This is a genomic window from Sulfurimonas sp. HSL-1656, assembly GCF_039645585.1.
GTDB lineage: Bacteria > Campylobacterota > Campylobacteria > Campylobacterales > Sulfurimonadaceae > Thiomicrolovo > Thiomicrolovo subterrani.
Genome location: NZ_CP147915.1, coordinates 2,255,506 through 2,278,675, shown reverse-complemented (window position 1 = coordinate 2,278,675; position 23,170 = coordinate 2,255,506). Strand labels below are relative to the sequence as shown.

General features: G+C 42.1%; 22 protein-coding genes and 1 pseudogene. 22 read left to right on the top strand and 1 reads right to left on the bottom strand.

Annotation, left to right across the window (positions count from 1 at the left end; genetic code table 11):
* Positions 1-19 precede the first annotated feature (19 nt).
* The 22 genes and pseudogenes from WCX49_RS11685 (at position 20) to WCX49_RS11580 (ending at position 21,944) form a co-directional block, all read left to right on the top strand.
* Positions 20-499 carry a GDP-mannose mannosyl hydrolase gene (locus tag WCX49_RS11685; protein WP_345985257.1) on the top strand — a complete coding sequence of 160 codons (480 nt, stop codon included), beginning with the start codon at positions 20-22 and terminating at the stop codon, positions 497-499.
* 8 nt (positions 500-507) lie between these two features.
* Positions 508-1,653 (top strand): GDP-mannose 4,6-dehydratase, encoded by a 1,146-nt coding sequence (gene gmd / locus WCX49_RS11680; protein WP_345985256.1) that lies wholly within the window; start codon positions 508-510, stop codon positions 1,651-1,653.
* A 4-nt stretch (positions 1,654-1,657) separates the two neighbouring features.
* On the top strand, positions 1,658-2,752 hold the full coding sequence (locus WCX49_RS11675) for a GDP-L-fucose synthase (protein WP_345985255.1): 1,095 nt from the start codon (positions 1,658-1,660) through the stop codon (positions 2,750-2,752).
* The gene (gene cysQ / locus WCX49_RS11670; RefSeq protein WP_345985254.1) at positions 2,745-3,527 is read left to right on the top strand and encodes a 3'(2'),5'-bisphosphate nucleotidase CysQ; all 783 of its coding nucleotides are present in this window, start codon (positions 2,745-2,747) and stop codon (positions 3,525-3,527) included. The genes WCX49_RS11675 and cysQ overlap by 8 nt, the downstream gene beginning before the upstream one ends.
* Positions 3,528-3,685: 158 nt before the next feature.
* Positions 3,686-4,531 (top strand): hypothetical protein, encoded by an 846-nt coding sequence (locus WCX49_RS11665; protein WP_345985253.1) that lies wholly within the window; start codon positions 3,686-3,688, stop codon positions 4,529-4,531.
* 58 nt (positions 4,532-4,589) lie between these two features.
* Positions 4,590-6,122, top strand: a complete 1,533-nt coding sequence (locus tag WCX49_RS11660; protein ID WP_345985252.1) for an MATE family efflux transporter — start codon at positions 4,590-4,592, stop codon at positions 6,120-6,122.
* The gene (locus WCX49_RS11655) at positions 6,115-7,131 is read left to right on the top strand and encodes a hypothetical protein (RefSeq protein ID WP_345985251.1); all 1,017 of its coding nucleotides are present in this window, start codon (positions 6,115-6,117) and stop codon (positions 7,129-7,131) included. The genes WCX49_RS11660 and WCX49_RS11655 overlap by 8 nt, the downstream gene beginning before the upstream one ends.
* 61 nt (positions 7,132-7,192) lie before the next feature.
* Positions 7,193-8,308, top strand: a complete 1,116-nt coding sequence (locus WCX49_RS11650) for an acyltransferase (protein ID WP_345985250.1) — start codon at positions 7,193-7,195, stop codon at positions 8,306-8,308.
* Positions 8,309-8,316: 8 nt separating this feature from the next.
* Positions 8,317-9,402, top strand: coding sequence for an acyltransferase (locus tag WCX49_RS11645; RefSeq protein ID WP_345985249.1), 1,086 nt, complete (start codon positions 8,317-8,319; stop codon positions 9,400-9,402).
* A gap of 30 nt (positions 9,403-9,432) precedes the next feature.
* Positions 9,433-10,407 carry a hypothetical protein gene (locus WCX49_RS11640; protein WP_345985248.1) on the top strand — a complete coding sequence of 325 codons (975 nt, stop codon included), beginning with the start codon at positions 9,433-9,435 and terminating at the stop codon, positions 10,405-10,407.
* 80 nt (positions 10,408-10,487) lie between these two features.
* Positions 10,488-11,651, top strand: coding sequence for a glycosyltransferase family 4 protein (locus WCX49_RS11635; RefSeq protein ID WP_345985247.1), 1,164 nt, complete (start codon positions 10,488-10,490; stop codon positions 11,649-11,651).
* Entirely contained in the window at positions 11,648-12,268 is a 621-nt protein-coding gene (locus WCX49_RS11630; protein WP_345985246.1) for an acyltransferase, read from the top strand. The genes WCX49_RS11635 and WCX49_RS11630 overlap by 4 nt, the downstream gene beginning before the upstream one ends.
* Positions 12,258-13,523 carry a hypothetical protein gene (locus WCX49_RS11625; RefSeq protein WP_345985245.1) on the top strand — a complete coding sequence of 422 codons (1,266 nt, stop codon included), beginning with the start codon at positions 12,258-12,260 and terminating at the stop codon, positions 13,521-13,523. The genes WCX49_RS11630 and WCX49_RS11625 overlap by 11 nt, the downstream gene beginning before the upstream one ends.
* A 2-nt stretch (positions 13,524-13,525) precedes the next feature.
* A complete protein-coding gene (locus tag WCX49_RS11620) occupies positions 13,526-14,365 on the top strand; it encodes a glycosyltransferase family 2 protein (protein ID WP_345985244.1) in 840 nt (279 codons plus the stop codon).
* A gap of 13 nt (positions 14,366-14,378) precedes the next feature.
* Positions 14,379-15,296, top strand: coding sequence for a hypothetical protein (locus WCX49_RS11615; RefSeq protein ID WP_345985243.1), 918 nt, complete (start codon positions 14,379-14,381; stop codon positions 15,294-15,296).
* Between the two features lie 3 nt (positions 15,297-15,299).
* Positions 15,300-16,217, top strand: coding sequence for a hypothetical protein (locus WCX49_RS11610; protein ID WP_345985242.1), 918 nt, complete (start codon positions 15,300-15,302; stop codon positions 16,215-16,217).
* Positions 16,218-16,236: 19 nt separating this feature from the next.
* A complete protein-coding gene (locus tag WCX49_RS11605) occupies positions 16,237-16,776 on the top strand; it encodes a DapH/DapD/GlmU-related protein (protein WP_345985241.1) in 540 nt (179 codons plus the stop codon).
* Positions 16,763-17,881, top strand: a complete 1,119-nt coding sequence (locus WCX49_RS11600; RefSeq protein ID WP_345986812.1) for a glycosyltransferase family 4 protein — start codon at positions 16,763-16,765, stop codon at positions 17,879-17,881. The genes WCX49_RS11605 and WCX49_RS11600 overlap by 14 nt, the downstream gene beginning before the upstream one ends.
* 70 nt (positions 17,882-17,951) lie before the next feature.
* The gene (locus tag WCX49_RS11595) at positions 17,952-18,620 is read left to right on the top strand and encodes a WecB/TagA/CpsF family glycosyltransferase (RefSeq protein ID WP_345985240.1); all 669 of its coding nucleotides are present in this window, start codon (positions 17,952-17,954) and stop codon (positions 18,618-18,620) included.
* A 275-nt stretch (positions 18,621-18,895) separates the two neighbouring features.
* Positions 18,896-19,801 carry an acyltransferase gene (locus WCX49_RS11590; protein ID WP_345985239.1) on the top strand — a complete coding sequence of 302 codons (906 nt, stop codon included), beginning with the start codon at positions 18,896-18,898 and terminating at the stop codon, positions 19,799-19,801.
* Positions 19,802-20,601: 800 nt separating this feature from the next.
* Positions 20,602-20,868, top strand: a pseudogene (locus WCX49_RS11585) (WecB/TagA/CpsF family glycosyltransferase); the annotation flags it as partial.
* Between the two features lie 83 nt (positions 20,869-20,951).
* Positions 20,952-21,944 carry an MraY family glycosyltransferase gene (locus WCX49_RS11580; RefSeq protein ID WP_345985238.1) on the top strand — a complete coding sequence of 331 codons (993 nt, stop codon included), beginning with the start codon at positions 20,952-20,954 and terminating at the stop codon, positions 21,942-21,944.
* 5 nt (positions 21,945-21,949) lie between these two features.
* Here WCX49_RS11580 and WCX49_RS11575 read toward each other — a convergent pair whose 3' ends face one another.
* The gene (locus tag WCX49_RS11575; RefSeq protein ID WP_345985237.1) at positions 21,950-23,158 is read right to left on the bottom strand and encodes a nucleotidyltransferase family protein; all 1,209 of its coding nucleotides are present in this window, start codon (positions 23,156-23,158) and stop codon (positions 21,950-21,952) included.
* Positions 23,159-23,170 lie beyond the last annotated feature (12 nt).

The following is a 23,170-nucleotide window of genomic DNA, read 5'->3' as shown; positions in this document are numbered from 1 at the left end:
CACGACGATGGAGAAAACAGTGACGGGGTATATTGACTGGGAGACGTTCAAAACGGTCATAGCCAATACGCCGCTCGTCTCCGTCGATCTTATCGTCAGGGAAAACGGCAGGGTACTGTTGGGGAGACGGGTGAACAGACCTGCAGAGGGCTATTGGTTCACCCTGGGCGGAAGGGTGCTGAAAAATGAACGGATCAATAGTGCCATTAGGAGGATTGCGGAGACGGAACTGGGTACCGAACTCGTATCGGAACCACGCTTTGTCGGTGTCTTCGAACATCTATATGAAGATGCTATTTTTGATCATGTCTCCACCCATTATCTCAACCTCGGCTACGAGGTGGAAATCGCACCGTTCCGGGAGCTGCCGAAGGAGCAGCACAGCGACTACCGCTGGTTCAGCCTGGAAGAGCTGATGCAACGGGACGACGTGCATGATTATGTCAAAGACTATTTTACGAAAACCAAGGGCACCGTCCCACAAAACCAGGAGGAATAAGAAGCATTATGGAAAAGAAAAAAGTTGCATTGATCACGGGCATTACGGGGCAGGACGGCTCCTATCTGGCGGAGTTCCTGCTCAAGAAGGGGTACGAGGTGCACGGCATCAAGCGGCGCAGTTCACTCTTTAACACGGACCGCATCGACCATCTCTACCAGGACCCGCATATCGAGAACCGTAACTTTATTCTCCACTACGGGGAGATGACGGACTCCATGAACATCACAAGGATCATCCAGGAGGTACAGCCGGACGAGATCTACAATCTCGCCGCGATGAGTCACGTCGCCGTCAGTTTCGAGGAGCCCGAGTACGTTTCCAACGCCGACGGTACGGGGACGCTGCGCATCCTCGAGGCGGTACGTCTGCTGGGCCTGGCAGAAAAGACGCGTATCTACCAGGCCAGTACCTCCGAACTCTACGGAAAGGTACAGGAGATCCCCCAGAGCGAGACGACACCTTTTTACCCGCGCAGCCCCTACGCGGTCGCGAAGATGTATGCCTACTGGATCACGGTCAACTACCGCGAGGCGTATAACATGTTCGCCTGTAACGGCATTCTTTTCAACCACGAGTCGCCGGTGCGGGGCGAGACCTTCGTCACCCGCAAGATCACCCGTGCGGCCTCCAAGATCGCGCTGGGGCTCCAGGATAAGCTCTACCTCGGTAACCTCGACGCCAAGCGTGACTGGGGTCATGCCAAGGACTATGTCAAGATGATGTGGATGATCCTGCAGGCCGACGAACCCGAAGACTGGGTCATCGCGACGGGCCAGACGACCGCCGTACGCGATTTCGTCCGTATGGCCTTCAAGTATGTCGGCATCGAATTGGAATTCAAGGGCGAGGGGGTCGATGAGGTCGGCTATATCAAGTCGATCGATGCAGTACGCTTCGAAGCGCACGGTCTTAACACTCAGCACTTAACGCTTAACGCTCCCGTTGTCGCCGTCGATCCACGCTATTTCCGTCCGACGGAAGTTGACCTGCTTATCGGCGACCCTTCCAAGGCGGAGCAAAAGCTCGGCTGGCAGCGCGAATACCGCCTCGAGGAGCTTGTCAACGACATGATGGCCTCGGACCTCAAGCTGATGACGAAGGACCAGTACCTTAAAGACGGCGGCTATACCGTCATGAACTACTTCGAGTAAACTGATGGAGAAAAATGCGAAGATCTACATTGCCGGCCACCGGGGACTGGTGGGCAGTGCCATCGTCAAGAACCTCGAAGCAAAAGGCTATACGAATCTTCTGACCCGTACCCATGCCGAACTCGATCTGACCGACCAACAGGCGGTGGCGGCTTTTTTTGCGCACGAAAAACCCGAATACGTCTTTCTTGCCGCGGCCAAAGTCGGCGGCATCGTTGCCAACAACACTTACCGCGCCGATTTCATCTACGAGAACCTTCAGATCCAGAACAATGTCATTCACCAAAGCTACCTGCAGGGCGTCAAAAAACTGATGTTCCTCGGCAGTACCTGCATCTACCCGCGCGACTGTCCCCAGCCGATGAAAGAGGAGTATCTCCTGACCAGTCCGCTGGAGTACACCAACGAACCCTACGCCATCGCCAAGATCGCCGGGATCAAGATGTGCGAGAGCTATAACTTGCAGTACGGCACAAACTACATCTCCGTCATGCCGACGAACCTCTACGGCCCCAACGACAACTTCGACCTGGAGAAGAGCCACGTTCTGCCGGCGCTTATCCGAAAGATTCATTGTGCGAAACTCCTTAACGAAGGCAGAGATGATGCCCTTATGAAGGATCTCGGCGTTGCAACGATGGAAGAAGCGAAAACGTATCTTGCAAAGTTCGGTGTCGATGAAAATCGCGTAGAGATCTGGGGGACGGGCAAGCCGATGCGCGAATTCCTCTGGTCCGAGGACATGGCCGACGCCTGCGTCTTTCTGATGGAGAACCGTGACTTCAAAGACACTTATTCGGTTTCGGAGGGGGACAATGTCAGTTGTACCCCCAACGCGGTCAAAAATCAAGAGATCCGGAACACCCACATCAATATCGGTACGGGCACGGATGTCTCCATCCGGGAGCTGGCCGAGACCATCCGGGAGATCGTCGGCTTCGGCGGCGAGTTTTACTTCAACGCGGAAAAGCCCGACGGCACGATGAAGAAACTCACGGACGTCTCAAAGCTGCATGGATTGGGATGGCGGCACCGTGTCGAACTGCGTGACGGGATCGAGACGATGTACAACTGGTATAGAGATCATCAGAATGCTTGAATCGATCGAGTTGGAAGTCATCGTGGCCATTGCCAAAAAAGCGGGTGATGCCATTATGGCTATTTACGAGCAGGGATTTACTGTCGAGTACAAAGATGACAACTCCCCGCTGACTACAGCCGACACGACTGCCAACGAGATCATCTGCCAGGCGCTCAAAGAGTTCTACCCGAAGATCCCGCTGCTCTCGGAAGAGAACAAGGCCGTGCCTTACGAGGAACGAAAGCATTGGGAATTTTACTGGTGCATCGACCCCATCGACGGTACCAAGGAGTTCATCAAGAAAAACGGCGAGTTCACCGTCAACATCGCGCTGATCCACAAAGACACGCCTGTTCTCGGCGTCGTGTACGCCCCGGCCCTGGGCGACATGTACAAGGCAAAAAAGGGGGAGGGAGCTTTCAAGAACGGCCTCAGACTTCCTCTGAAAGAGAATAAAACACCGGAACTCTCTTTGCACGTTGTTGCAAGCAAGTCACACCTTTCCGAAGAGACGCAAGCCTTCATTGACACACTGGCCAAAACGACCAGGGAGATCCACCAGGTTTCTAAGGGGAGCTCGCTCAAACTGTGCATGGTCGCAGAGGGCGAAGCCGACGTCTACCCCCGCCTCGCCCCGACGATGGAGTGGGATACGGCGGCGGCGGACGCCGTTGTCCGCGAAAGCGGGAAGATGATATATCAATATGCCCCGGATATATCGGATAACGTACCGATGGTTTACAACAAGCCTGATCTTTTGAACCCCTGGTTTGTCGCAAAAGACGTTAGATGATAAGGGAAGTTAAATATGTATCACAAAGTGCAAGAAAGTAAAAAGTTGAATATCTTCGACAATATACATAATATCGTAGACATTATTTGTAAGAGTGAGTTTACTCAGATTCGTGACATTGCACTCATTTGTAAGACGGAATTAGTCAGCGGAAGGAAGTGGATAGTTTCATGAAAATTTCTTTACTTGTTAACACCTGCGATGCTTTTGAAGATTGCTGGGATCCTTTTTTCGCGTTATTTAAAAAATATTGGCCCGATTTCGACGGGGTGATTTATCTAAATACCGAGACGAAGTCCTATGCCTACCCTGGCCTGGACATTGTTCCTCTAAGAGTGGCCGGCATTAAAAACCTCGGACCGTTTGGATTGACCTGGAGCGAATGCCTGATCGATGCACTGGGGCTGATCGATGATGACGTAATCCTATACATGCAAGAAGATTATTTTCTGCGGGACTACGTTAAAAGCGACCTGGTCATGAAATACCTGCGTTTGATCAAAGAGGACGGGGGGATCGGCTGTATTCACTTGACAGACCAAGGTACGCCTCCGGACGTGACGCGGGAGAAGAAACACGAACTCTATCCTGGGGACATTGCGCACCGGGACCTTTTGAGCTGTCAGGCGGCCTTTTGGAAGAAAGAAGTGCTTGTGAAATGCCTGAAACCTTCCGAAAGTGGATGGCAGTTTGAGGAGTACGGCTCCAAAAGGGCGAGGTATCTTGATCTTGGAATCTATACTCCGGACAGGTCCTACATCAGGAAAGACGTGTTTGAACTCCTGCCGTACGTCTTTACGGGCATCGTTCAGGGAAGATGGAAAAGAGAGGTTACGACGCTGTTCGAAGCGAACGGGATCCGCATGGATTTTTCCAAGAGGGGATTCATCGACGAGGCCAAACCGCTGACTGTCTTTGAGCGGATTGTGAGAAAGATCAAAAGGTTCCCGACGAGAGTGGTTAACTACAAAGATGTGTTCACCCTGCGTCTATTCAAGCGATAACTACGATCAGATTGACATGCCATTGTCAGCAGTATCAAGAACGATTTAAAGAGAAAGAATGCAAGCCGCAAACAGAGTTTTGAAAAATACGATGTTCCTCTATGCAAAAATGGGCATCACCGTATTTATTTCGCTCTATGTCACTCGCCTAATCCTTAACGCATTGGGGGCGCACGACTTTGGTCTTTTCACGCTGATCGGCGGTTTTGTGACGCTTTTGACTTTCCTCAACGTGGCCATGACCTCAAGCAGCCAGCGCTATATGTCTTATGCCGAGGGCAAAGGTGATTTCAACGAGCAGGTCAGTATCTTTAACATCAGCGTCGTTTTGCATGTCGGTGTGGGCATTGTTCTGATCGGCATCCTTGAGGCCATTGCCCCGTTTCTCTTCGGTCATGTATTCCAAATAGAACCGGAGCGGCTGGCAGCGGCGAAGGATATCTACCATTTCGCCGTACTCAGCGCTTTGTTCATGATCGTCTCCGTACCGTACGATGCGGTGATTAATGCGCATGAAAACATGCTTTTCGTGGCGATACTCGGAGTTTTCGAATCACTACTGAAGCTGGGAAGCGCTCTGCTAGTCGTAGCGTATGCGGGCGATAAACTTGTCTTTTTCGGATTTGCCGTGTTGATTATCAGCGTAACGGTTTTTGCCGTCAAAGGCGTTTATTGTCACCGGCAGTATCGCGAGGTGAGGCTGAACCCCGTGAAGTACCATGACGCGAAGCTGTTGAAAAAAATGTTCAGTTTCGCGGGCTATTCCACGCTTGGCTCTACGTCAAGCATGGTCTCCAATTACGGACAGGGGATTGTCCTGAACATGTTTTACGGCACGATTGTCAACGCGGCCCAGGGCATCGGCGGGCAGGTCAGCGGGCAGCTCAGCGCGTTTGCGGCGACGATGATGAAAGCGCTGAATCCGCTGATCGCGAAGAGCGAAGGGGCCGGCAACCGTAAGCTGATGCTTCAGGCCACTTATGCGGGGACAAAGTTCTCCTTTTTCCTCCTGATATTTTTTTACATCCCTTTTTTCGTAGAGATGCCGGTCATCCTCGATGTCTGGTTGAAAGATGTACCGGAGTACACCCTGGTGTTCACGACGCTGATGCTGTCGCGGAACCTCGTTGAGCAGCTTTTCCTGACGCTCAACTCGGCGATTGCGGCGACCGGGAACATCAAGCATTTCCAGATATTCCACTCGCTTCTGACGCTGGTCCCCCTGGTTGTCAGCTATTTGCTCTTTATGATGGGGTTTAAACCTTTCACGCTGTACGTGGTCTATCTTCTCTATGCCGTCGCCCACGGGGGACTGGTGCTCTACTTTGCCAAAAAAGAGGCCGGGTTGTCGATCCGGAGCTACTTCATCGACGTGATCTTTCCGACTGTTATATCCCTTGTCGTGATCTTCGCTGCTACTGCGCTGGCATATATCCTGGTGCCGCAGGAGCCGTGGCGTTTTGGTGCGGTTGTTTTGACCAGTTCCGCCGCTTTTGCGGTGACGGTTTGGACCCTTGGGATGTCAAGGCAGGAAAGGGAGTATGCCCTCAGGGTCATTCGCCGCAGGAGGAACAGGAGTGCCGATGTATAGTCTTAAAACATTTTGGAGAAAGGTGCGAAATAAAATCTCGCAAAAGTTGATACGGATGACGCGAAACTCCGCGATCTATCCCCTGCTTTACCGAAGCTGGTGGCACAGTCGTCTGCATTCATCCGCAGGGACAAATGGTACGGCCTATTTCGCCGCGCGGCCAAATCCCGGCGCGGGCATAGGGCACCAGATGGCCAACTGGATCGCGGGGCTCTGGTTTGCCAAACAGTTCGGCCTTGGCTTTGCGCACCTTCCGTTCTCTTCCGACAAGTGGGAGGATTTTTTCGGATTCGGGAGGGGGGAAGTGTCCGTAGAGGAGCTGGCTTCCCGAGGCTACCGCATCGTCAGGCTGCCACTTTTCAATGAAAACAACGCTGAAGAGGTTGCCCGGGTCAGGGACATCATCCGTTCCTACGGCGATAAAAACGTTGTCTTTCTGGCTGAGCAGGATCAGTTCTATGCGGATCAGTTCGGCGTGATGGAGGAGCTGAAACAGAAGTTTTACGCAGCACCGGCGCGCCGGGGGGAACATCTCCTGTACGACGAAGCGTATTTCAACATTGCCATTCACGTGCGTCGCGGCGATATCGTTGCGGGACAGGCGAATAAGAACCCAAATCTGCTGATGCGCTGGCAGAGCAACGACTATTTTGCGAAAGTCCTAACGAACGTCATTGAAAACCTTTTAACAGAGAAGCCTGTTCGTATTTACTTGTTTTCCCAGGGAAAGCCGGAAGATTTTGCAGATTTTAACCAGTTTGAGAATGTCCATTTCTGCCTTGAAATGGGGGCAATGGATTCATTTTTACACATGGTCTATGCGGATTTGCTGATTACGAGCAAGAGCTCGTTTTCGTACAAACCGGCGCTGCTCTCAAACGGCATCAAGGTATGCCCCGACAACTTCTGGCATGGCTATCCTAATTCGGAAGATTGGATTTTGGCGGATGACAACGGAAAGTTTGACGGTGGCCGTTTGCGCGAAGTCGTCGGAGAAAAGCAATGTTGAAAAAGAGGCGTGCGGAGTACGATCGGGACTTAATAGAATTTGATGTTTGGGGAATTTCATATTGTTCGACCAGGAAGGACTTGCAGTGGGATTTCTGAGACTCTTTTTGGCCATAAGTGTCGTTGTAGCTCATGCGGGGCCGTTGATGGGTTATACGTTTATCGGCGGGGTGGCCTCCGTTCAAATTTTTTTTATTATTTCTGGATTCTATATGACGCTGGTGCTAAACAAAAAATATGTCGGTGTTAGGAGTAATTACCTGTTCTTTTCAAACCGTTTTTTGCGATTGTTTCCGATCTATATCATTGTTTTGCTTCTGTCGCTTCTGGCGTCACTTTTATCAGGAACACTTTTTGGCAAATGGGTCTTCCTGAAAGCGTATGTAAACTACTTTGATGTCATAAATGGCTACACATTTTTGTATCTTATTGCAACGAATATTTTAATCTTCGGGCAGGACGTCGTAATGTTTATGGGGTTTGACCCATTAACTGGTGCAATGTTTTTTACGGAAAACTTCAAAAATTCAATACCGCAAATGCATAGTTTTCTTATCATACCGCAGGCTTGGAGTATTGGAGTGGAACTGCTATTTTATCTGGTTGCACCCTTCCTCCTTAGAAAGAAATTGCGTTATATTCTGATTTTTTTGATAGCAAGTTTATTTTTAAGGGGAGTAATCTATTACTGTCTTGACTGGATGAATGATCCATGGTTATATAGGTTTTTCCCTACCGAATTGGCATTGTTTTTGTTGGGGAGCATTTCATTTCATTTTTATGAATACCTAACTAATAATCAAAAATGGATCGGATTGCAGAATTATTTTATTTTCTCTTATCTACTTTTAATCCTCTCATATCCACTTATATCGACAGAGACAATTGATTTAATACAGATAAAAAACTGGACATTATATATTTGTACAGTGGTCGTAATTCCGTATCTGTTCACGGCGACAAAAAGTTCAAAGATTGACAATTTTATCGGGGAATTGTCATATCCTGTTTATCTCATCCATGTTCTAATGATTTTTATGCTGAGGGCGTTAAAACTAGAGGCATCTTTAGTGCCGTTTGCCGTAGTGTTGTCAGTAATAGGTGGAATAGTACTGGTGAAATACATTGATATGCCGATAGAAAAATATAGGCAATCTCGTGTTAGTGCAATAAAATGAAAACATTTATGCAACAAAGAAATTATAGCGGTACAAACTTCGTGACTGGGTTGAGATTTATTGCAGTTTTTTTAGTATTTCTTATTCATTCTGGTGGTGCTGGATTAAGAGAATATTCTTTGTGGACGAGTGATTTTGTAAGTTATGGACAAAATGGTGTTGAGGTATTTTTTGTCATTTCAGGATTCACTATTTTTTATCAGATTTTTGAAAAAAATTACGAATTCAAGAAGTTTCTACAAGTTCGAATTATTCGTATCAGTTTGGTTTATTTTCCAATATTACTTTTTCTATATGTAGTTTACAAAACAACTGGAGTAATAGTTAGTGATTTGTCGTATAAATTAAATAACGGTGTGATTTCGCTAGAGAATTTATTAGTGCACATGGTTTATTTGGGTTTTCTTGATGTCAAGTATGCGAATACGATTATTGGTGTAGAATGGACTCTGAATGTTGAAGTTTTTTATTACATTCTATTAGGTTATTTGATTTACAAAGGTCTATTAAGAGGTGAAATAAAAAATACGGTTTATTATTTAGTGGTTTTTTTACTCTTATCTTTTATCGTTGCAATTATTTCGTATAAGCATATGATTGACCCACTTTGGGTTAATTGGATGCCCTTCTATTACGGTTATATGTTCATTCTGGGAGGTTTCGCATACTCATTAAGAAAGCATATTACTGAATCTTTTAATTCTACTAATCTATCCTTGATATCAAATTCTGCTACTGCTATCGCCATTATTTTATGGTTGGGTCTTGCATTAAACCATACTTATTTTCCGGCAAAGGTCTCAGGGGGGTTGACAGCATTAATAGTTTTTATTCTGCTGCTATTTACTAGAGATAACAGTGTTTTTTCTTTCCTTTTAAACAACAAAGTTTTTATTTTTATCGGCTCATTGAGTTATTCGTTCTACTTATTACATATGATATGTATATATGTTGTGAAAGAGTTTATCATTGAACCTTTCGGAGTTTTTTTGGTTAGTTTTATGATGACATTGTTTGTTTCCTATATTTCATATGAGTTACTTGAAATAAAGGCATATATAAAACTAAAATCATTTGTTTTAAAGAAAAGATGATTATGTTATTGGCAAATATAAAGGAAAACATTGAATAAGTTAACGATTCTATTGTTGAAAGCTTTAAGAAGAATATACCTTTCTTTGAAGAACTTGTGTTATCCCAACACTCTATCGAATTGTGAAAGAGATCCTGAAACAGCAACAACGCTTATATATAACACATTACGAGCTGATGCTCCTTGTATGATAGCCCGTTTTGGAGGTTTTGAATTAGCATCTATAGTCAATTACATTGGCGTATCACAAGGTAAAAAAAACTTTATTAAGTATATCAAGGGAGATGAAGGCGATTGGGAATGGAATTATTCTTTAATTTCTTCCATGAATACCAATGCCGGTTTCTTTCCTCCTGAAATTGAAAAAGTTGAACGGTTTTGTCAATTAATGCTTAATGACATGTTAGAGGTAGATATTCTGGGATCATGGTTAGCTGATGAGAAAAAAATTGAAAATCATATGGGATCTGTAACGAAAGTGTACTTGCTTCTATTAGATCCATATTGGGTTAAGGAGCCTTGGACAAGAGCCTTGGAAGGTAAAAATATTTTAGTTGTGCATCCTTTCAAAAATACTATAGAGAGCCAATATGAAAAAAGAGAATTTTTGTTTCAAAATAAGGGCATTCTACCTAAATTTAAATCTTTAACCGTCATAAAAGCGGTACAAAGCCTTGGTGGTGAAAACACTGAATTTAGAGATTGGTTCGAAGCGTTGGATTTCATGAAGGCGGAAATTGACAAAGTCGACTATGATATTTGTTTAATTGGTGCAGGAGCTTATGGATTCCCTTTGGCGGCACATGTAAAAAGACAAGGTAAAAAAGCCGTACATTTAGGTGGTAGTTTACAATTGTTATTTGGTATCAAAGGAAAAAGATGGGAAGACCCCACTTATAATCCAACTTATAATTATTCATCTCTTATGAATGAATATTGGGTTCGACCATCAGAAGAAGAAACTCCTACCAAGTCAAGTAATATTGAAAGTGGATGTTATTGGTAAAAAAATTATCTAATCAAACAAGAAAAAGAATGCATATACTCATATTGTCACCATCAGATAGATCTTATATACATAAGTTTTTGCCAAATATAAAATATGACAATTTACCGGAAGGTTATTCTGGAGCTATATTTATTGGAACAATCATTGAAGAGTTATTAGCCAGGGGACATAGAGTAACAGCGATTACAACAACCAGAGCTGTAGATGGAGACTATGAAATAAAAAAATTTCATTATCAGAATTTTACATGGATAGTTGTTCCGTATAGACCTCATTCTTTTAGGTTTAACAATTGGATGCTAGGAAGAATTCTAGATTTCTATTCTTATGAAACAAAAAAGATAGTAAGTGAAATTAATAAATTAACCCCAGATATTATCCATGCACATTGGTCTTATGAATTCGCAAAATCTGCTTTAAAAACAAAATATAAAAGCTTAATTACTATTCATGACAATGCGTATAAAGTTCTAAAGTATACAAGAAGTATATACAGGTTTTTCAGATTGATTATGTCTGAACTAAATTTTAGAAACATTCAATATGCTTCAACAGTCTCTCCTTATATGCTTGAATATGCACAAAAAAGGATTGACAATGTTAGGGTTATTCCAAACCCTGTTCCAATCAAATACACTGAGGAACAAATATCATCATTTATAAAATTAAGAATTAATAATATGGATAAACTAAAAATTATAATGATAAATAATGGTTGGAATAGCCTGAAAAATGTAATGGAAGGAGTGAAATCATTTGAAATTTTTCACAAAAAATTTCCTCAAGCAGAATTACATTTAATTGGAAGTGGCTATGAAGAAAACGGCATTGCACATAAGAGTATTTCATCTTTGAAAATAGAAAACATATATTTTCATGGGAAATTGACTACTGAAGAGTTGTTGCATGAATTGGAAAGCGCACACTTACTTCTTCATACAGCAAGAGAAGAATCTTTTGGTGTAGTTTTAACAGAGGCCATGTCTTTAGGAGTGCCAGTCATTGGAGGGACAACATCTGGTGCCGTTCCATGGGTAATCAATGAAACTCGTCTTTTGGTAGATATAAATAATCCTGTTGACATTAGCGATAAAATGACTGAGGTATTCTCAGACAAAAATCTATATACACATTTGTCTGAAAAATGCTATAAGCATGTTGTCGAGCAGTTTTCATCAAAAAGTGTTGTTGATGGCTATTTGGATTATTATTACGAAATAATAAACCAGGAATCAATATGAAAATAATTTATAAAGCTATATATTTTTTGATAAACAAAGTTATTAATGCTTTGTCAAAAGTGGTTGTACCTATATATTTTCGTTTGAATGGAATTTGTTTTTCTGAAGGATTAGACTGTAAAGGTTTGCCTTATTTAAGCATTCAAGGGCAATTCAATATTGGCAAAAACTTTAAAAATAATAACCGGTTGTCTTCAAATCCAATAGGCGGCACATACAGATCTTTGTTTGTAGTCAGAAAAAATGGGGTATTGATAATAGGTGAAAATACAGGATTGTCAGGAGTTTCGATTGTTTGCCATAGCAAAATTACAATAGGTGACAATGTCAAAATAGGCGGTAATACATGTATCTATGATACAGATTTTCATTCTCTGGATATGAAGACGAGAAGAGACCCCTTTCATGATAAGCAAGGTGTCAAATCAGCTGAAATTTTCATAAGTGATGATGTCTTTATAGGGGCTCATTCATTGATATTAAAGGGTGTAAACATTGGGAAAGGCTCCATAGTTGGAGCAGGTTCGGTTGTAACTACAAGTATACCTGGGAATGAAGTGTGGGCAGGAAATCCTGCAAAGTTCATCCGAAAGATTAGTGATCAATATGACGATTAGCTACGCGCAACTTTTTTCTTATTTGTTCGCTTTTGTAACTTTTGAATCAATCCTGCAATGGAGTATTACTCCTAGTTTACCACTTCTTTTTTGGTGGGGTTTTAATAGCATTTTTTTAGCAGTAGCATTCATGTCAAAATCTATATATTACCAAAAGGCAAAAGATAGAACACCGTTGTTAATTGTAAAAGTATTTATGATGTGGTGCTTTTTAAGTTTTCTACGTGGTCTTTTTATAGCGGATAACTATTGGGAATGGAAAAACCTATTTAGTATTGCATTTGTTTATTCAATACCTCTATTTGTTTTTCTATTTATTAATGACAAATTATTAAAACAAATCATCTCTTTTTGGCTTAAATATATGCTAATAATTTTTTTGCTTTTTATACCGTTCATAGTAGATACAACTTTTATTGGCCAATACTTATCGCCATTATTACTTTTGCTATTGCTTCTGCCTGTCATACCATATAGGTGGAGGGTCTTTATTGTTATTATTACATTTTGTGTGATTATTTTCAGTTTGGAATCTAGAAGTACAGTAATTAAATTTAGCACTGCTTTCTTATTCGGTTCTATGTATTATGCGAGATTTTTTCAAATAGAAAAATTTTTTAAAATCATGCATATTAGCTTAATCATTGCTCCTATAATACTGTTTTTTCTAGCACTTACCAATACTTTTAATGTTTTTCATATGAAGGATTATTTGGGTGGCTATACTATTAATACTTCTAAAACTTCCGACGCCTCTCAGGGAGATTTGACAGCAGATACAAGAACATTTATCTATGTTGAAACTATTAGTTCGGCGATAAAGCATGACTATATAATCCAAGGCAGAACACCAGCTCGAGGTTATGATTCGGTATATTTCGGTGATTATCTGGAATACGAATTAGGTACAGGTAAAAAGGAGAGATTCGCTTCAGAAGTTTCTATATTGAATGTCTTTACATGGTTTGGACTTATCGGAGTATTTTTATATTTTCTTGTATTTTTCTATAGTTCATATTTGGCAGTTTATAGGTCAAATAATTACTTCATAAGGATTGTTGGCTTATTTGTGGCGTTTAGGTGGGCATTTTCTTTTGTAGAAGATCCTTCATCATTTGGAATACAAACTATTGTCTTGTGGATTTTTATTTCTATGTGTTTATCAAGCAGTTTTAGGAAGATGACAAATAATGAGTTTAGGTTCTGGATAAATGATTTATTGAATAGAGCAAAACTATTAAGATTGAGGACTTGAGCATGATATACATAGTAACTCCTGTATTCAACAGGAAAAAATTTACCAGAAATTACTTAGAAGCTTTATCGATTCAAACATGCAAAGATTTTAAAGTAGTCATTGTTGATGATGGCTCGACAGATGGTACAAAAGAGATGATCCTAAAAAATTTTCCTGAAGTCCATTACATTGAAGGCGATGGGAACCTATGGTGGGCTGAGGGAACAAATGTTGGTGTGAAATATGCGTTGGAACAGGGGGCCACTTATATTATGACACTGAATGACGATACGATCCCAGAATCAGACTATATGGAAAAAATGATGTATTGGTCTCAGAACAAGCCAGATGCACTTTTGGGTGCGTTGGCAATAGATCAGAAAACCGGAGATGTTGTCTACGGCGGTGAAAAGAGAAATTGGCGGACAGGAAGAGGGATTCCAATCATTGATAGTTTATCTCCAGCACAACAAAAAGGACTGCATGAAGTGGATTTATTTCCTGGACGAGGTCTGTTGATACCTGCCCAGGTTTTTGACGAAATTGGTTTTTATGATTCGAAGCATTTCCCTCAAACGATTGCTGATTTAGATTTTACCTATAGAGCCAAGAGGGCAGGATTTGGGATTTTTTGTAATTACGATGCAAAAATTGCAATTTATCCGGAAGAAAGCGGTGGGGTCGCGTTTCGCAAAAACAAAAGTTGGAAAAATTACTTTCAACACTTGTTCGGTATCAGAGGTGGAGGAAATCTTAAGTGGTTTGTCGTTTGTGCATTAAAAAATTGCCCAATAAAGTACAGATTCCAGTTTATTTTTATTGGCGTCATAAGACGAATATTTGGATATTGGATTAAATAAAAGGATTTGATTTATGCGGAATGAAAAGATTTTGGAGCTAATAAAAAAAACAGTGATATACAGGTGGGTGAGAGATAAACTGTATAAAGTCAAACCTAAAGATTACAATCAGCCGATACTAAGCGCTGCCGATACTGTTGATTATATTAAAGAGTTACTAGAAAGCAGTAACCCTTGTATGATTTCTAGACTGGGCAGTACTGAATTGAAAGTGCTGAAAACAAACTTCTCTAAAAGAATGTACAATGCAAATCTTAAGCATATAATTAAAGACTATTCGGGTGTATTCCCCGTGGATGACAACAGTTTAAATGAGTTTTCTGAATTATATTTTGATGAGATTGGTGAAATCGATCTTTTGGGAATTTGGTTCAATCCATTTGAAAATGTCATTGCCAATAGATTTTGTCCGAATGCAAAATTAACAAAACTAAGGAACTTGGAACCTTACTTCTCTGCACGTCCATGGTCATATTATTTAAAAGGCAAGAAGGTACTTGTTATTCATCCTTTTGCCAGGAGCATTGAACATCAGTATCTTAAGCGGGAGCAATTGTTTAATGACAACAGGGTACTTCCTGATTTTGAACTGGTCACCTATGCTGCAGTGCAGTCATTGGGGGGGGAGTCAAATTTCAAGTCATGGTTTGATGCATTGAACTATATGCAAAAAGAGATATCTTTGATTGACTTTGATATTGCAATTATCGGCGCAGGAGCGTATGGTTTGCCATTAGCAGCACATGTTAAAAAGATGGGGAAAAAAGCAATCCATTTAGGTGGATCGACGCAAATGCTATTTGGTATCTATGGAAGAAGATGGGAACTCAATCCTGACTTTAAAAATATAATCAATGCACAGTGGATTAGACCGTCGGAAGATGAAAAGCCCTCTAGTGCACAAAAGGTTGAAAATTCATGTTATTGGTAATTGATGCAAGTGAATAACAAACGCGCGCCGGTACTCCTTTTTGCATATAACAGATTAGATCATTTGAAAAGTACAACTCAAAAACTCCTGTTGAACAAGCTCGCTGATCAGTCAGAGATATTCATATTTTCCGACGCACCTAGGCAAAATAAAGATGAAGTCAAAGTACAGGAAGTAAGGTCTTATTTACGCGACTTGTCTGGTTTTAAAACGATCAACATTATAGAGCGGGAAGAAAATTATGGACTGGCGAAAAATATTATTGAGGGTGTTACAGAAATAATAAATAAATATGGCAAGGTAATTGTTCTTGAAGATGATCTTATTACAAGTACAAACTTTCTTTGCTATATGAATTCAGCTTTGGACTATTATAAAGACAGAAAAGACATCTTTGCAATTTCAGGCTATTCACCGAATTTAAAGTCTCTGATATGCTATGAGAATGAGACTTATCTTACATATAGACCATCGTCTTGGGGTTGGGCAACCTGGTTAGATCAATGGGAAAGTATTGATTGGGATTTGTCGGATTATGAAGATTTTATAAAAGACTGGAAATCCGTGAGAGCATTTAATCGCGGTGGCATTGATATGACACGCATGCTAAAGCACTACAAAGAAGGAAAAAATAATTCCTGGGCCATCCGATGGTCGTACGCCATGTACAAACAAGGGAAATATGCTGTTTTTGCAAAAAGTTCCAAAGTACAAAATATAGGTTTTGGATCAGAAGCAACCCATTGTTCTAATACGAATATTTATGAAACAGTATTGGACACAACTTCCAAATGTGATTTTGATTTTACAGATGAAATATTGCCTAATTCAAAGATAGCAAAAGAATTCAAATTTCAAGTCAGTTATACCAATAAGCTTATTAAAAAGTCTATTGCTTTTTTGAAGGGTTTCAAAAAATGAAATTTAAAACAAGAGTGAAATGATGAAGCTATGGAATGAAGTTTTAGAAGACGTACAAAATAACGACAATTTCAAAGGTAGAATCATTGTTGTCAGTTATAGAATAGCAAGCTTTTTCCGCAAAAAAATGACAGGTAGATTCACATATCTACTTTTTGCACCGATCATTCTTCTATACAAATTAGTTACTGATTTAGTATTGGGGTGCGAAATCCCGGTATCTACGAAAATTGGCAGAGGATTTATTATCCATCATGGGCGGGCACTAGTTCTTAATGCGAATGTAGTAATTGGTAATAATGTGACATTGAAACATAATACGACAATTGGCAATAAGCAGGGGCCTGATGGGAAAGATTTGGGATCACCTATTATTGAAGACAATGTTGTGATAGGACCGAACAGTGTTTTAATTGGGCCGATAAGAATTGGTAAGAACTCGATTGTTGGTGCAGGTTCTGTAGTGACGAAGGATGTTAAACCCAATAGTGTTGTTGCTGGTAATCCCGCAAAACTCATTAAGAAAATTTGCCTCGCTAATTGTGATGAAGAAGCTTAACTTACTCTGTATTCTTCACCTGTCGCCGCCTACACATGGAGCAGCAAAGGTCGGTGATTTTATTCATGAGAGCAGCTTGCTGAAGGATACTTTTGAATGTCGGTTTATTCCTATACGTTCATCCGAGACCATAGGCGAAATCGGTAAGGTGAATGTTAAAAAGTTCTGGTATTTCGTGGAACTCTTTTTCAAAGTGCTCTGGTCGTTGATCGTATTTCGGCCGGAGAAGATCTACTTTACGGCATCCGTAAAGGGGTTTGCTTTTTATCGAGACCTGCTGCTTTCGCCGCTGTGGAAAGTTTATAGCGCTATGACGAAATGTGAAATCTTCTATCATTACCATACCAAGGGAGTCGACGCTTTCGTCTCCGATTCGACGCGTAACCTCCAGCTGACCCGTTTTTTCCTAAAGGGGGTCAATCTCATACTACTTAGCCCTCTGCTGGAAAAGGATTTTGAACACGTTGCAACGTACAAGGGTGTCGCCTTTTTGCCGAACGGGGTGGAAGATCTGGCGGAGCCGAAAGGTTTCGAAACGCTTCTGCAGCACAAGTACGCCTCTATTGATGAAGTGCAGCTCCTTTACCTGTCGAATATGATCAAGGAGAAGGGGTACGTCGAAGTCCTGAAACTTGCCGATGTGACCAAAGGGGAGAAGATTCATTTCCATTTTGCCGGCGGATGGCAAAACGATGAGGACGAAAAAGAGTTTTTCGAGTTCATAAACGAAAAAGGGCTGCAGGAGCGGGTGACGTTTCACGGGTTTATGAAAGGCGATGATAAAGCATTTCTTCTACAAAATGCACATTTATTGTTGTTCCCGACTCGGTATAAAGCAGAAACTTTTGGGTTGGTAATCATTGAAGCGATGTCATTTGGTGTACCTACTATTTCCACAGATGAAGGTTCCATTCCCAATATTCTTGATGAAAAATGCGGAATTGTTTTGCATGACAATGCCGAACTATACAACTCATTACAGATTGCGAAGCAAAAGCTTTTAAACCCTGAAACAGCCAGGTATTGCCGTCAGCGGTATCTGGAAAATTTTACATTGGAGAAATTTGAACACAACCTTATCGGGATATTGCAGGGTGAAAAGTAGGATGCAAAAAAAGAGTGTAATTTCAACGTCGGTTAGTACCGGGCGGTACGGGGAGTTCATAGACAATCTCATGACACTGTCATCGGAGAAAAAGTCGAGCTATGTCTGTGTCGTGAACGTTCATATGACCATGGAAGCTCATCGCGATGCCGCATTTGGAGCCGTGGTCAACAATGCGGATATCGCCACGCCGGATGGGATGCCGATTGCCAAAGCGATGAAACTACTGTACGGCATCGAGCAGGACAGGGTGGCAGGCATGGACCTGCTGCCCGACCTCATGGGCGAATGCGAGAAGCGTGGGAAGTCAGTCTTTTTGTATGGATCGACCGATGAAATTCTCGAGAAGATCGTTGTGCGGGCCAAACAGGAACTGCCGAATCTCACTATAGACGCCTATTCACCACCGTTCAGGACACTGTCACCGGAGGAAAAAGAGGAAATAGTGTCGAGGATCAATGCGAAAAACCCCGGCTTCGTCTTTGTCGCCCTCGGGTGCCCCAAACAGGAGAAATGGATGGCGGAGCACCTGGGCAGTATCGATAGCTGCATGATCGGTCTGGGAGGTTCTTTCGAAGTCTATGCCGGGGTGAAAACGAGGGCACCCGATTGGATGCAGAAGTATTCGCTAGAGTGGCTGTACAGATTGATACAGGAGCCGGGGCGTTTGTGGAAGCGCTATTTGACGACGAATATCCCGTTTATTCTGCTGCTGATTAAACAATGGGCGCATATTTGACTGTTAAAAAAAGAGTCTTAACCAAAACGACTGCTTGTATTGGAATGTTTGTAGCTTTTTCGCAAACAATTCTGTTTGTCATGGAGGCTTAATTGTGGTAGGTGATCTAACATAAAATACACTGAATTTTTTCAAAAATGAATTGCAGATTCTGATGTAATTTGATAGGAGCGGAAATGGGAGTTGGTTATTACACTATGGTGACATTGTCGTACGTGATTTTGCCTGTTCTGATACTAAGCGGTATCAGGAGGAAGAAAAATACGGATGAGTTTATGTCCAGAGATATTTCTGATATTCTTAAGGGAGTTAGTATTGTTGTCATCATGTTACACCATATGTCGCAGACTTTTTCCCCGCCGGGCTTATTGGCACCCTATCAAAGTTTTGGCTACCTTGGGGTATCCATTTTTATTTTTCTTTCTGGTTATGGTTTGAGTAGTAGTTATTTGCAAAAAAAACACCTGGACCATTTTTTAAGAAAAAGGGTTTTCAGAGTCTATGTACCATTTTTTATTGTCTCACTTTTTTATGTTATCTTAAAGTTTATGTTCGGAAGTGGAATGGACTTGCGAGATGCATTTTTAGTGTCTTCTGGAATACGACTTGTTAGCGGGTCATATTGGTTCGTTATATTTATAATGATTGCCTATATATTTTTTTATTTTTCATTTAAAAAGTTTGAGCCTAAAAATGCGCTCTTGTCTGTGACATTACTTATTTCCTTATATTGGATTACTTGTTTGCTACTTGGATTAGGTAAATGGTGGTACACAACGTCATTCGCTTTTCCACTTGGAATATTGTTCGCAATCTACAAAGATGTATTAATTCCCCATATTTTTCAAAGACGTTTTATGTATTTAACGGGGATAATTATTGCACTCGGTATATCAACCGTAGTTGCATTGGCACCGTTTCCCCTATTCCCCAGCATTGGCAAAACATTCTCTTCTACAACTTTTGTTTTATTGATTGTTTTTATAAGTATATTTGCAAATATCCATTCAAAGATACTTAAATTGATAGGTGTTTATGCATATGAAATATATCTTTCACATGTGGTGTTAATAGTATTCTTACGCGATTTTAATTCGATAGAACATGTTGCCATATTTTTATTATTAGTGGCTGTTACAGCCTTTGGCCTTCACAAAATAACCGCAAGAATTAAGTTCTAAAATAATTGTTTGAAAGTAGCTGAGTAAAATGTTTGAGAGTGAAACGATAAAGGACTTGCAAGGTTAACTGAGTTGTTGGCGTGTGCTGCAAAGTGACATATTTTGATGTTACTCACTGGTCTTCAACCTGATGCGGACATCGCTTAAGTGGAGAATTCGCTGTGCTCTGGGAAGAGGCCTGATTCTGGAAAAGGCTACGCCTTAACGACGTGCTGGATACGGTCACTACAACATCGGGCTCAGACAGTGAAATAAGTTGTTACTTACCGGAGGGAATGTATTTGTAGGTGACCCCAATAGGCTTGAGAAAAGGTAATAATGTCAGAGAAGATGGCCGGGGAAAGAGTTGGTAGTAGTCCTTGATATACTGAAATATGTCGCCAGTAGATGCCTGGTTTTTTGGAGGTAGTATTGAGAATATCTATTTGGTAAAGACAGGGATGGCTTTGTATTTTCCGTAACCATCCTGTCGATATCGCAGGTCCATTTAAGTCGTTCCCAGGCATGTTTGGAACCGTGGAGGTAGAGGTAGACTAGCAGCATCTTCGTAGAGAGTGTGGCGGGGATGGACTTGCTGCCCGATCCATCTCATACGCGAATGAGAAAAACAGGGGAAATCCATCTTTTTATATGGCTCTACCGACGAGATCCTTGAAAAAATTGATGTAAAAGCCAGATAGGAGCTGACAAAGCTCACGATAGACACGTATTTAGCCCGTTTTTGCGCTGTCATCGGATGAAAAGGATGAAATTGTCTCGATGAAAAATGAGAAAAATCCCGATTTTTTCTTTGTCGCCTTTGGGTGCACAAACAGGAAAAGTGGATGGCGGAGCATCTTGGCAGGATTGCAAGCTGTATGATTGGTCTGGGTGGTGCTTTCGAAGTTTATGCCGGTGTGAAAAGCCGGGCACCCGAATGGATGCAGGATTTTTCATTGGAATGGGCATATAGGCTTATGCAGGAACCACGCCGATTGTGGAAACGATATCTAACGACGAATATTCCATTTATTTTGTTACTGATGAAACAATGGGCGCTAATACGGCTTCTTAAAAAAGATATTTGAGCTATAATTCAAATAATTTTATATTGTTAGGATTTATTGTGAGTTTTGTAATAGCTTTTCTACAATCTTTAATATATCAATATGTGACGATCAGAATAGAAAATAGATTCGGCTTCTTTACAGATTCTGATTTCAAAACTCACGCGGTTCACACAACTCCTACGCCAAGGGTTGGAGGGCTCGGTGTGTTTATTGCCTTCGCAATAACGGTGCTGTATGTGTTGCCAGAATATTGGTGGCTTGTGGCCGGTGGAGCCGTTGTCTTCGGTTTTGGACTTTTTGAAGACTGGCACGGTGATACCAAGAAAGAATATCGTCTCGGAGCGATGGCACTGGGTACCTTAATGGCCGTATATTTTGGCGGTTATGTGGCAGACAACAGTGAATTTTTCATCCTGCCATATTGGATAGCCGTCTTTTTTACTATTTTTGCAGTTGTGGGGTTAAGCAGCGCTATAAACTTCATAGATGGTTTGAATGGCCTGGCCAGCGGCATCAGTATCATAACCCTTCTGTTTTTTGCACTGCTGTCCTATCTGTATGATGACAATGCTCTTCTAGGACTATCACTGATCGGCATTGCTGCAACACTTGGCTTTTTTTTATGGAACTATCCTCACGGGAAAATTTTTCTCGGTGATGGAGGGGCATATTTTCTGGGATTCCTCTTGGCTATTCTTTCGATCATGTTGTCTGAACGTCATGCAGAAATCCCGCTTTGGTACCCGTTGGCAGCGCTCTCTTATCCCATTATTGAAACCTTCGTGACAATAGAACGGAGGATCAAGCGCAGGAAGAAAAAGGGTGTGCCGTTTTTTGAAGCGGAAAAGGTACATTTGCACACCTTGAAGTTTCGGCGAAAAGTGAGAAAGAATTACGGTGCAACCAATAGCCTGTTGCTTTTCCATATATTGATCAACATGCTCGCTTTTTCATGCTATCAAAATGTTTATGCTCTAATGCTTGTGATTGTATTCGCCTATGCAGTATATATTTTCAAATACCGCAGGATCATTCTTTTTGGCAGGAGAACGATTAAACGGTGTATCTCTTGTTTCTACAAGAGCTTTTTTTAGCCGTTTCATTTCCCGTAACGAAGGTATTTGTAGGCGATTCTCACGGGTTTAATGAAAATATATAGGAACTTCAGCGCCGATGGTAGCGGGTATTGCTGGCAGTCATTTCTTGAGATACTGAAATAGGTTGCTAGAAGGTGTTGCAGTTTTTTTGTCCTTGTATTTAGCAGTGCCATCTGGTACAAGTGGATCGTATTATATTTGGAATATCCCTCTTTCTTACACAAAGAATCCAGTAGTTTGTACGTTTGCTCGGTCAATTCAGCAATACGATTTTGATGCGTCATTGTCAAGAAAGATTCCGTTAGTGGAGTATTGAAAAGTTCATGGCAAAGATTGAGCCCGAGATACAGAGTAGTTGAAGTGTCCATGGCCTCTGCGATAGTACGTGTAATTTCCCAGTCGATGGGCTGCATGCGTATAAGTCTGTCGATATCACAGAGCCATTCCAAACGTTCCCAGGCATGCTTAGAACCGTGCAAGCAGAGATAGACCAGCAGCATCTCCGGCGATAGTGTTGCTATGGAAATACCGGAGATCACGGCGGAATGAGTGTGTTTGCTGATCTGCTCAAAATCGAGATGCTGACCGATCTTCTCCCTGAATAGACGCCAGTGAAGTTCTAGAAACACGTTGACGGAAGTATGTCTAAACCCGAGGTCGTTGATGACACCCCTGCAGGTTGCATTTTCGAGAATCTTTATAGAATATTCCGCTTGGTAACCGTATTCTGATAAAACGGTACCGGCAGGGACAATCTGTGTTTCGTTCACCAGGATGTCCAGATCCCCAAATTGCCGAAGCGTGATATCTCCGTAAGCAAGTTGTGCCAGCGTCGGCCCTTTGAACGCCAACGCCTTGATACCGTTTTCTTCCAACATTTTCATAATTCGCGAGAGTTCGGCAGTCATGAGCATATTGCGGCGGGCGATCTGCAGATAGGCATCTTTACAAGTAGTTAGCACTATATGTTTACTGTCGAGAAGGCCATCGTCAGCCAGTTTTTTCAGTGCCTTGTAGACGAGGGGAATGACACCATGGGCGCCTGCCAGTTCCAGCAGTGGTGGAAGGACTGAACCAGCTTTATGTTGGAAGGAAAGGATGAAGTCGAGATCCTCTTGGGATGGTTCCGTTTGGCAGCAGGCAATGAGGAATTGTAGATCAGGGGAAAGAAGTGGTACTGATGAGGACGGAAGGGCTTGACTCTTTTGCATGGAGTATTTTAG

Excerpts from the sequence above, each read along its gene's own strand:
- gmd (WP_345985256.1), top strand. The coding sequence starts at position 508 with ATGGAAAAGAAAAAAGTTGCATTGATCACGGGCATTACGGGGCAGGAC.
- WCX49_RS11675 (WP_345985255.1), top strand. The coding sequence starts at position 1,658 with ATGGAGAAAAATGCGAAGATCTACATTGCCGGCCACCGGGGACTGGTG.
- cysQ (WP_345985254.1), top strand. The coding sequence starts at position 2,745 with ATGCTTGAATCGATCGAGTTGGAAGTCATCGTGGCCATTGCCAAAAAA.
- WCX49_RS11660 (WP_345985252.1), top strand. The coding sequence starts at position 4,590 with ATGCAAGCCGCAAACAGAGTTTTGAAAAATACGATGTTCCTCTATGCA.
- WCX49_RS11655 (WP_345985251.1), top strand. The coding sequence starts at position 6,115 with ATGTATAGTCTTAAAACATTTTGGAGAAAGGTGCGAAATAAAATCTCG.
- WCX49_RS11645 (WP_345985249.1), top strand. The coding sequence starts at position 8,317 with ATGCAACAAAGAAATTATAGCGGTACAAACTTCGTGACTGGGTTGAGA.
- WCX49_RS11630 (WP_345985246.1), top strand. The coding sequence starts at position 11,648 with ATGAAAATAATTTATAAAGCTATATATTTTTTGATAAACAAAGTTATT.
- WCX49_RS11625 (WP_345985245.1), top strand. The coding sequence starts at position 12,258 with ATGACGATTAGCTACGCGCAACTTTTTTCTTATTTGTTCGCTTTTGTA.
- WCX49_RS11620 (WP_345985244.1), top strand. The coding sequence starts at position 13,526 with ATGATATACATAGTAACTCCTGTATTCAACAGGAAAAAATTTACCAGA.
- WCX49_RS11615 (WP_345985243.1), top strand. The coding sequence starts at position 14,379 with ATGCGGAATGAAAAGATTTTGGAGCTAATAAAAAAAACAGTGATATAC.
- WCX49_RS11610 (WP_345985242.1), top strand. The coding sequence starts at position 15,300 with ATGCAAGTGAATAACAAACGCGCGCCGGTACTCCTTTTTGCATATAAC.
- WCX49_RS11605 (WP_345985241.1), top strand. The coding sequence starts at position 16,237 with ATGATGAAGCTATGGAATGAAGTTTTAGAAGACGTACAAAATAACGAC.
- WCX49_RS11600 (WP_345986812.1), top strand. The coding sequence starts at position 16,763 with ATGAAGAAGCTTAACTTACTCTGTATTCTTCACCTGTCGCCGCCTACA.
- WCX49_RS11595 (WP_345985240.1), top strand. The coding sequence starts at position 17,952 with ATGACACTGTCATCGGAGAAAAAGTCGAGCTATGTCTGTGTCGTGAAC.
- WCX49_RS11590 (WP_345985239.1), top strand. The coding sequence starts at position 18,896 with ATGTCCAGAGATATTTCTGATATTCTTAAGGGAGTTAGTATTGTTGTC.
- WCX49_RS11575 (WP_345985237.1), bottom strand. The coding sequence starts at position 23,158 with ATGCAAAAGAGTCAAGCCCTTCCGTCCTCATCAGTACCACTTCTTTCC.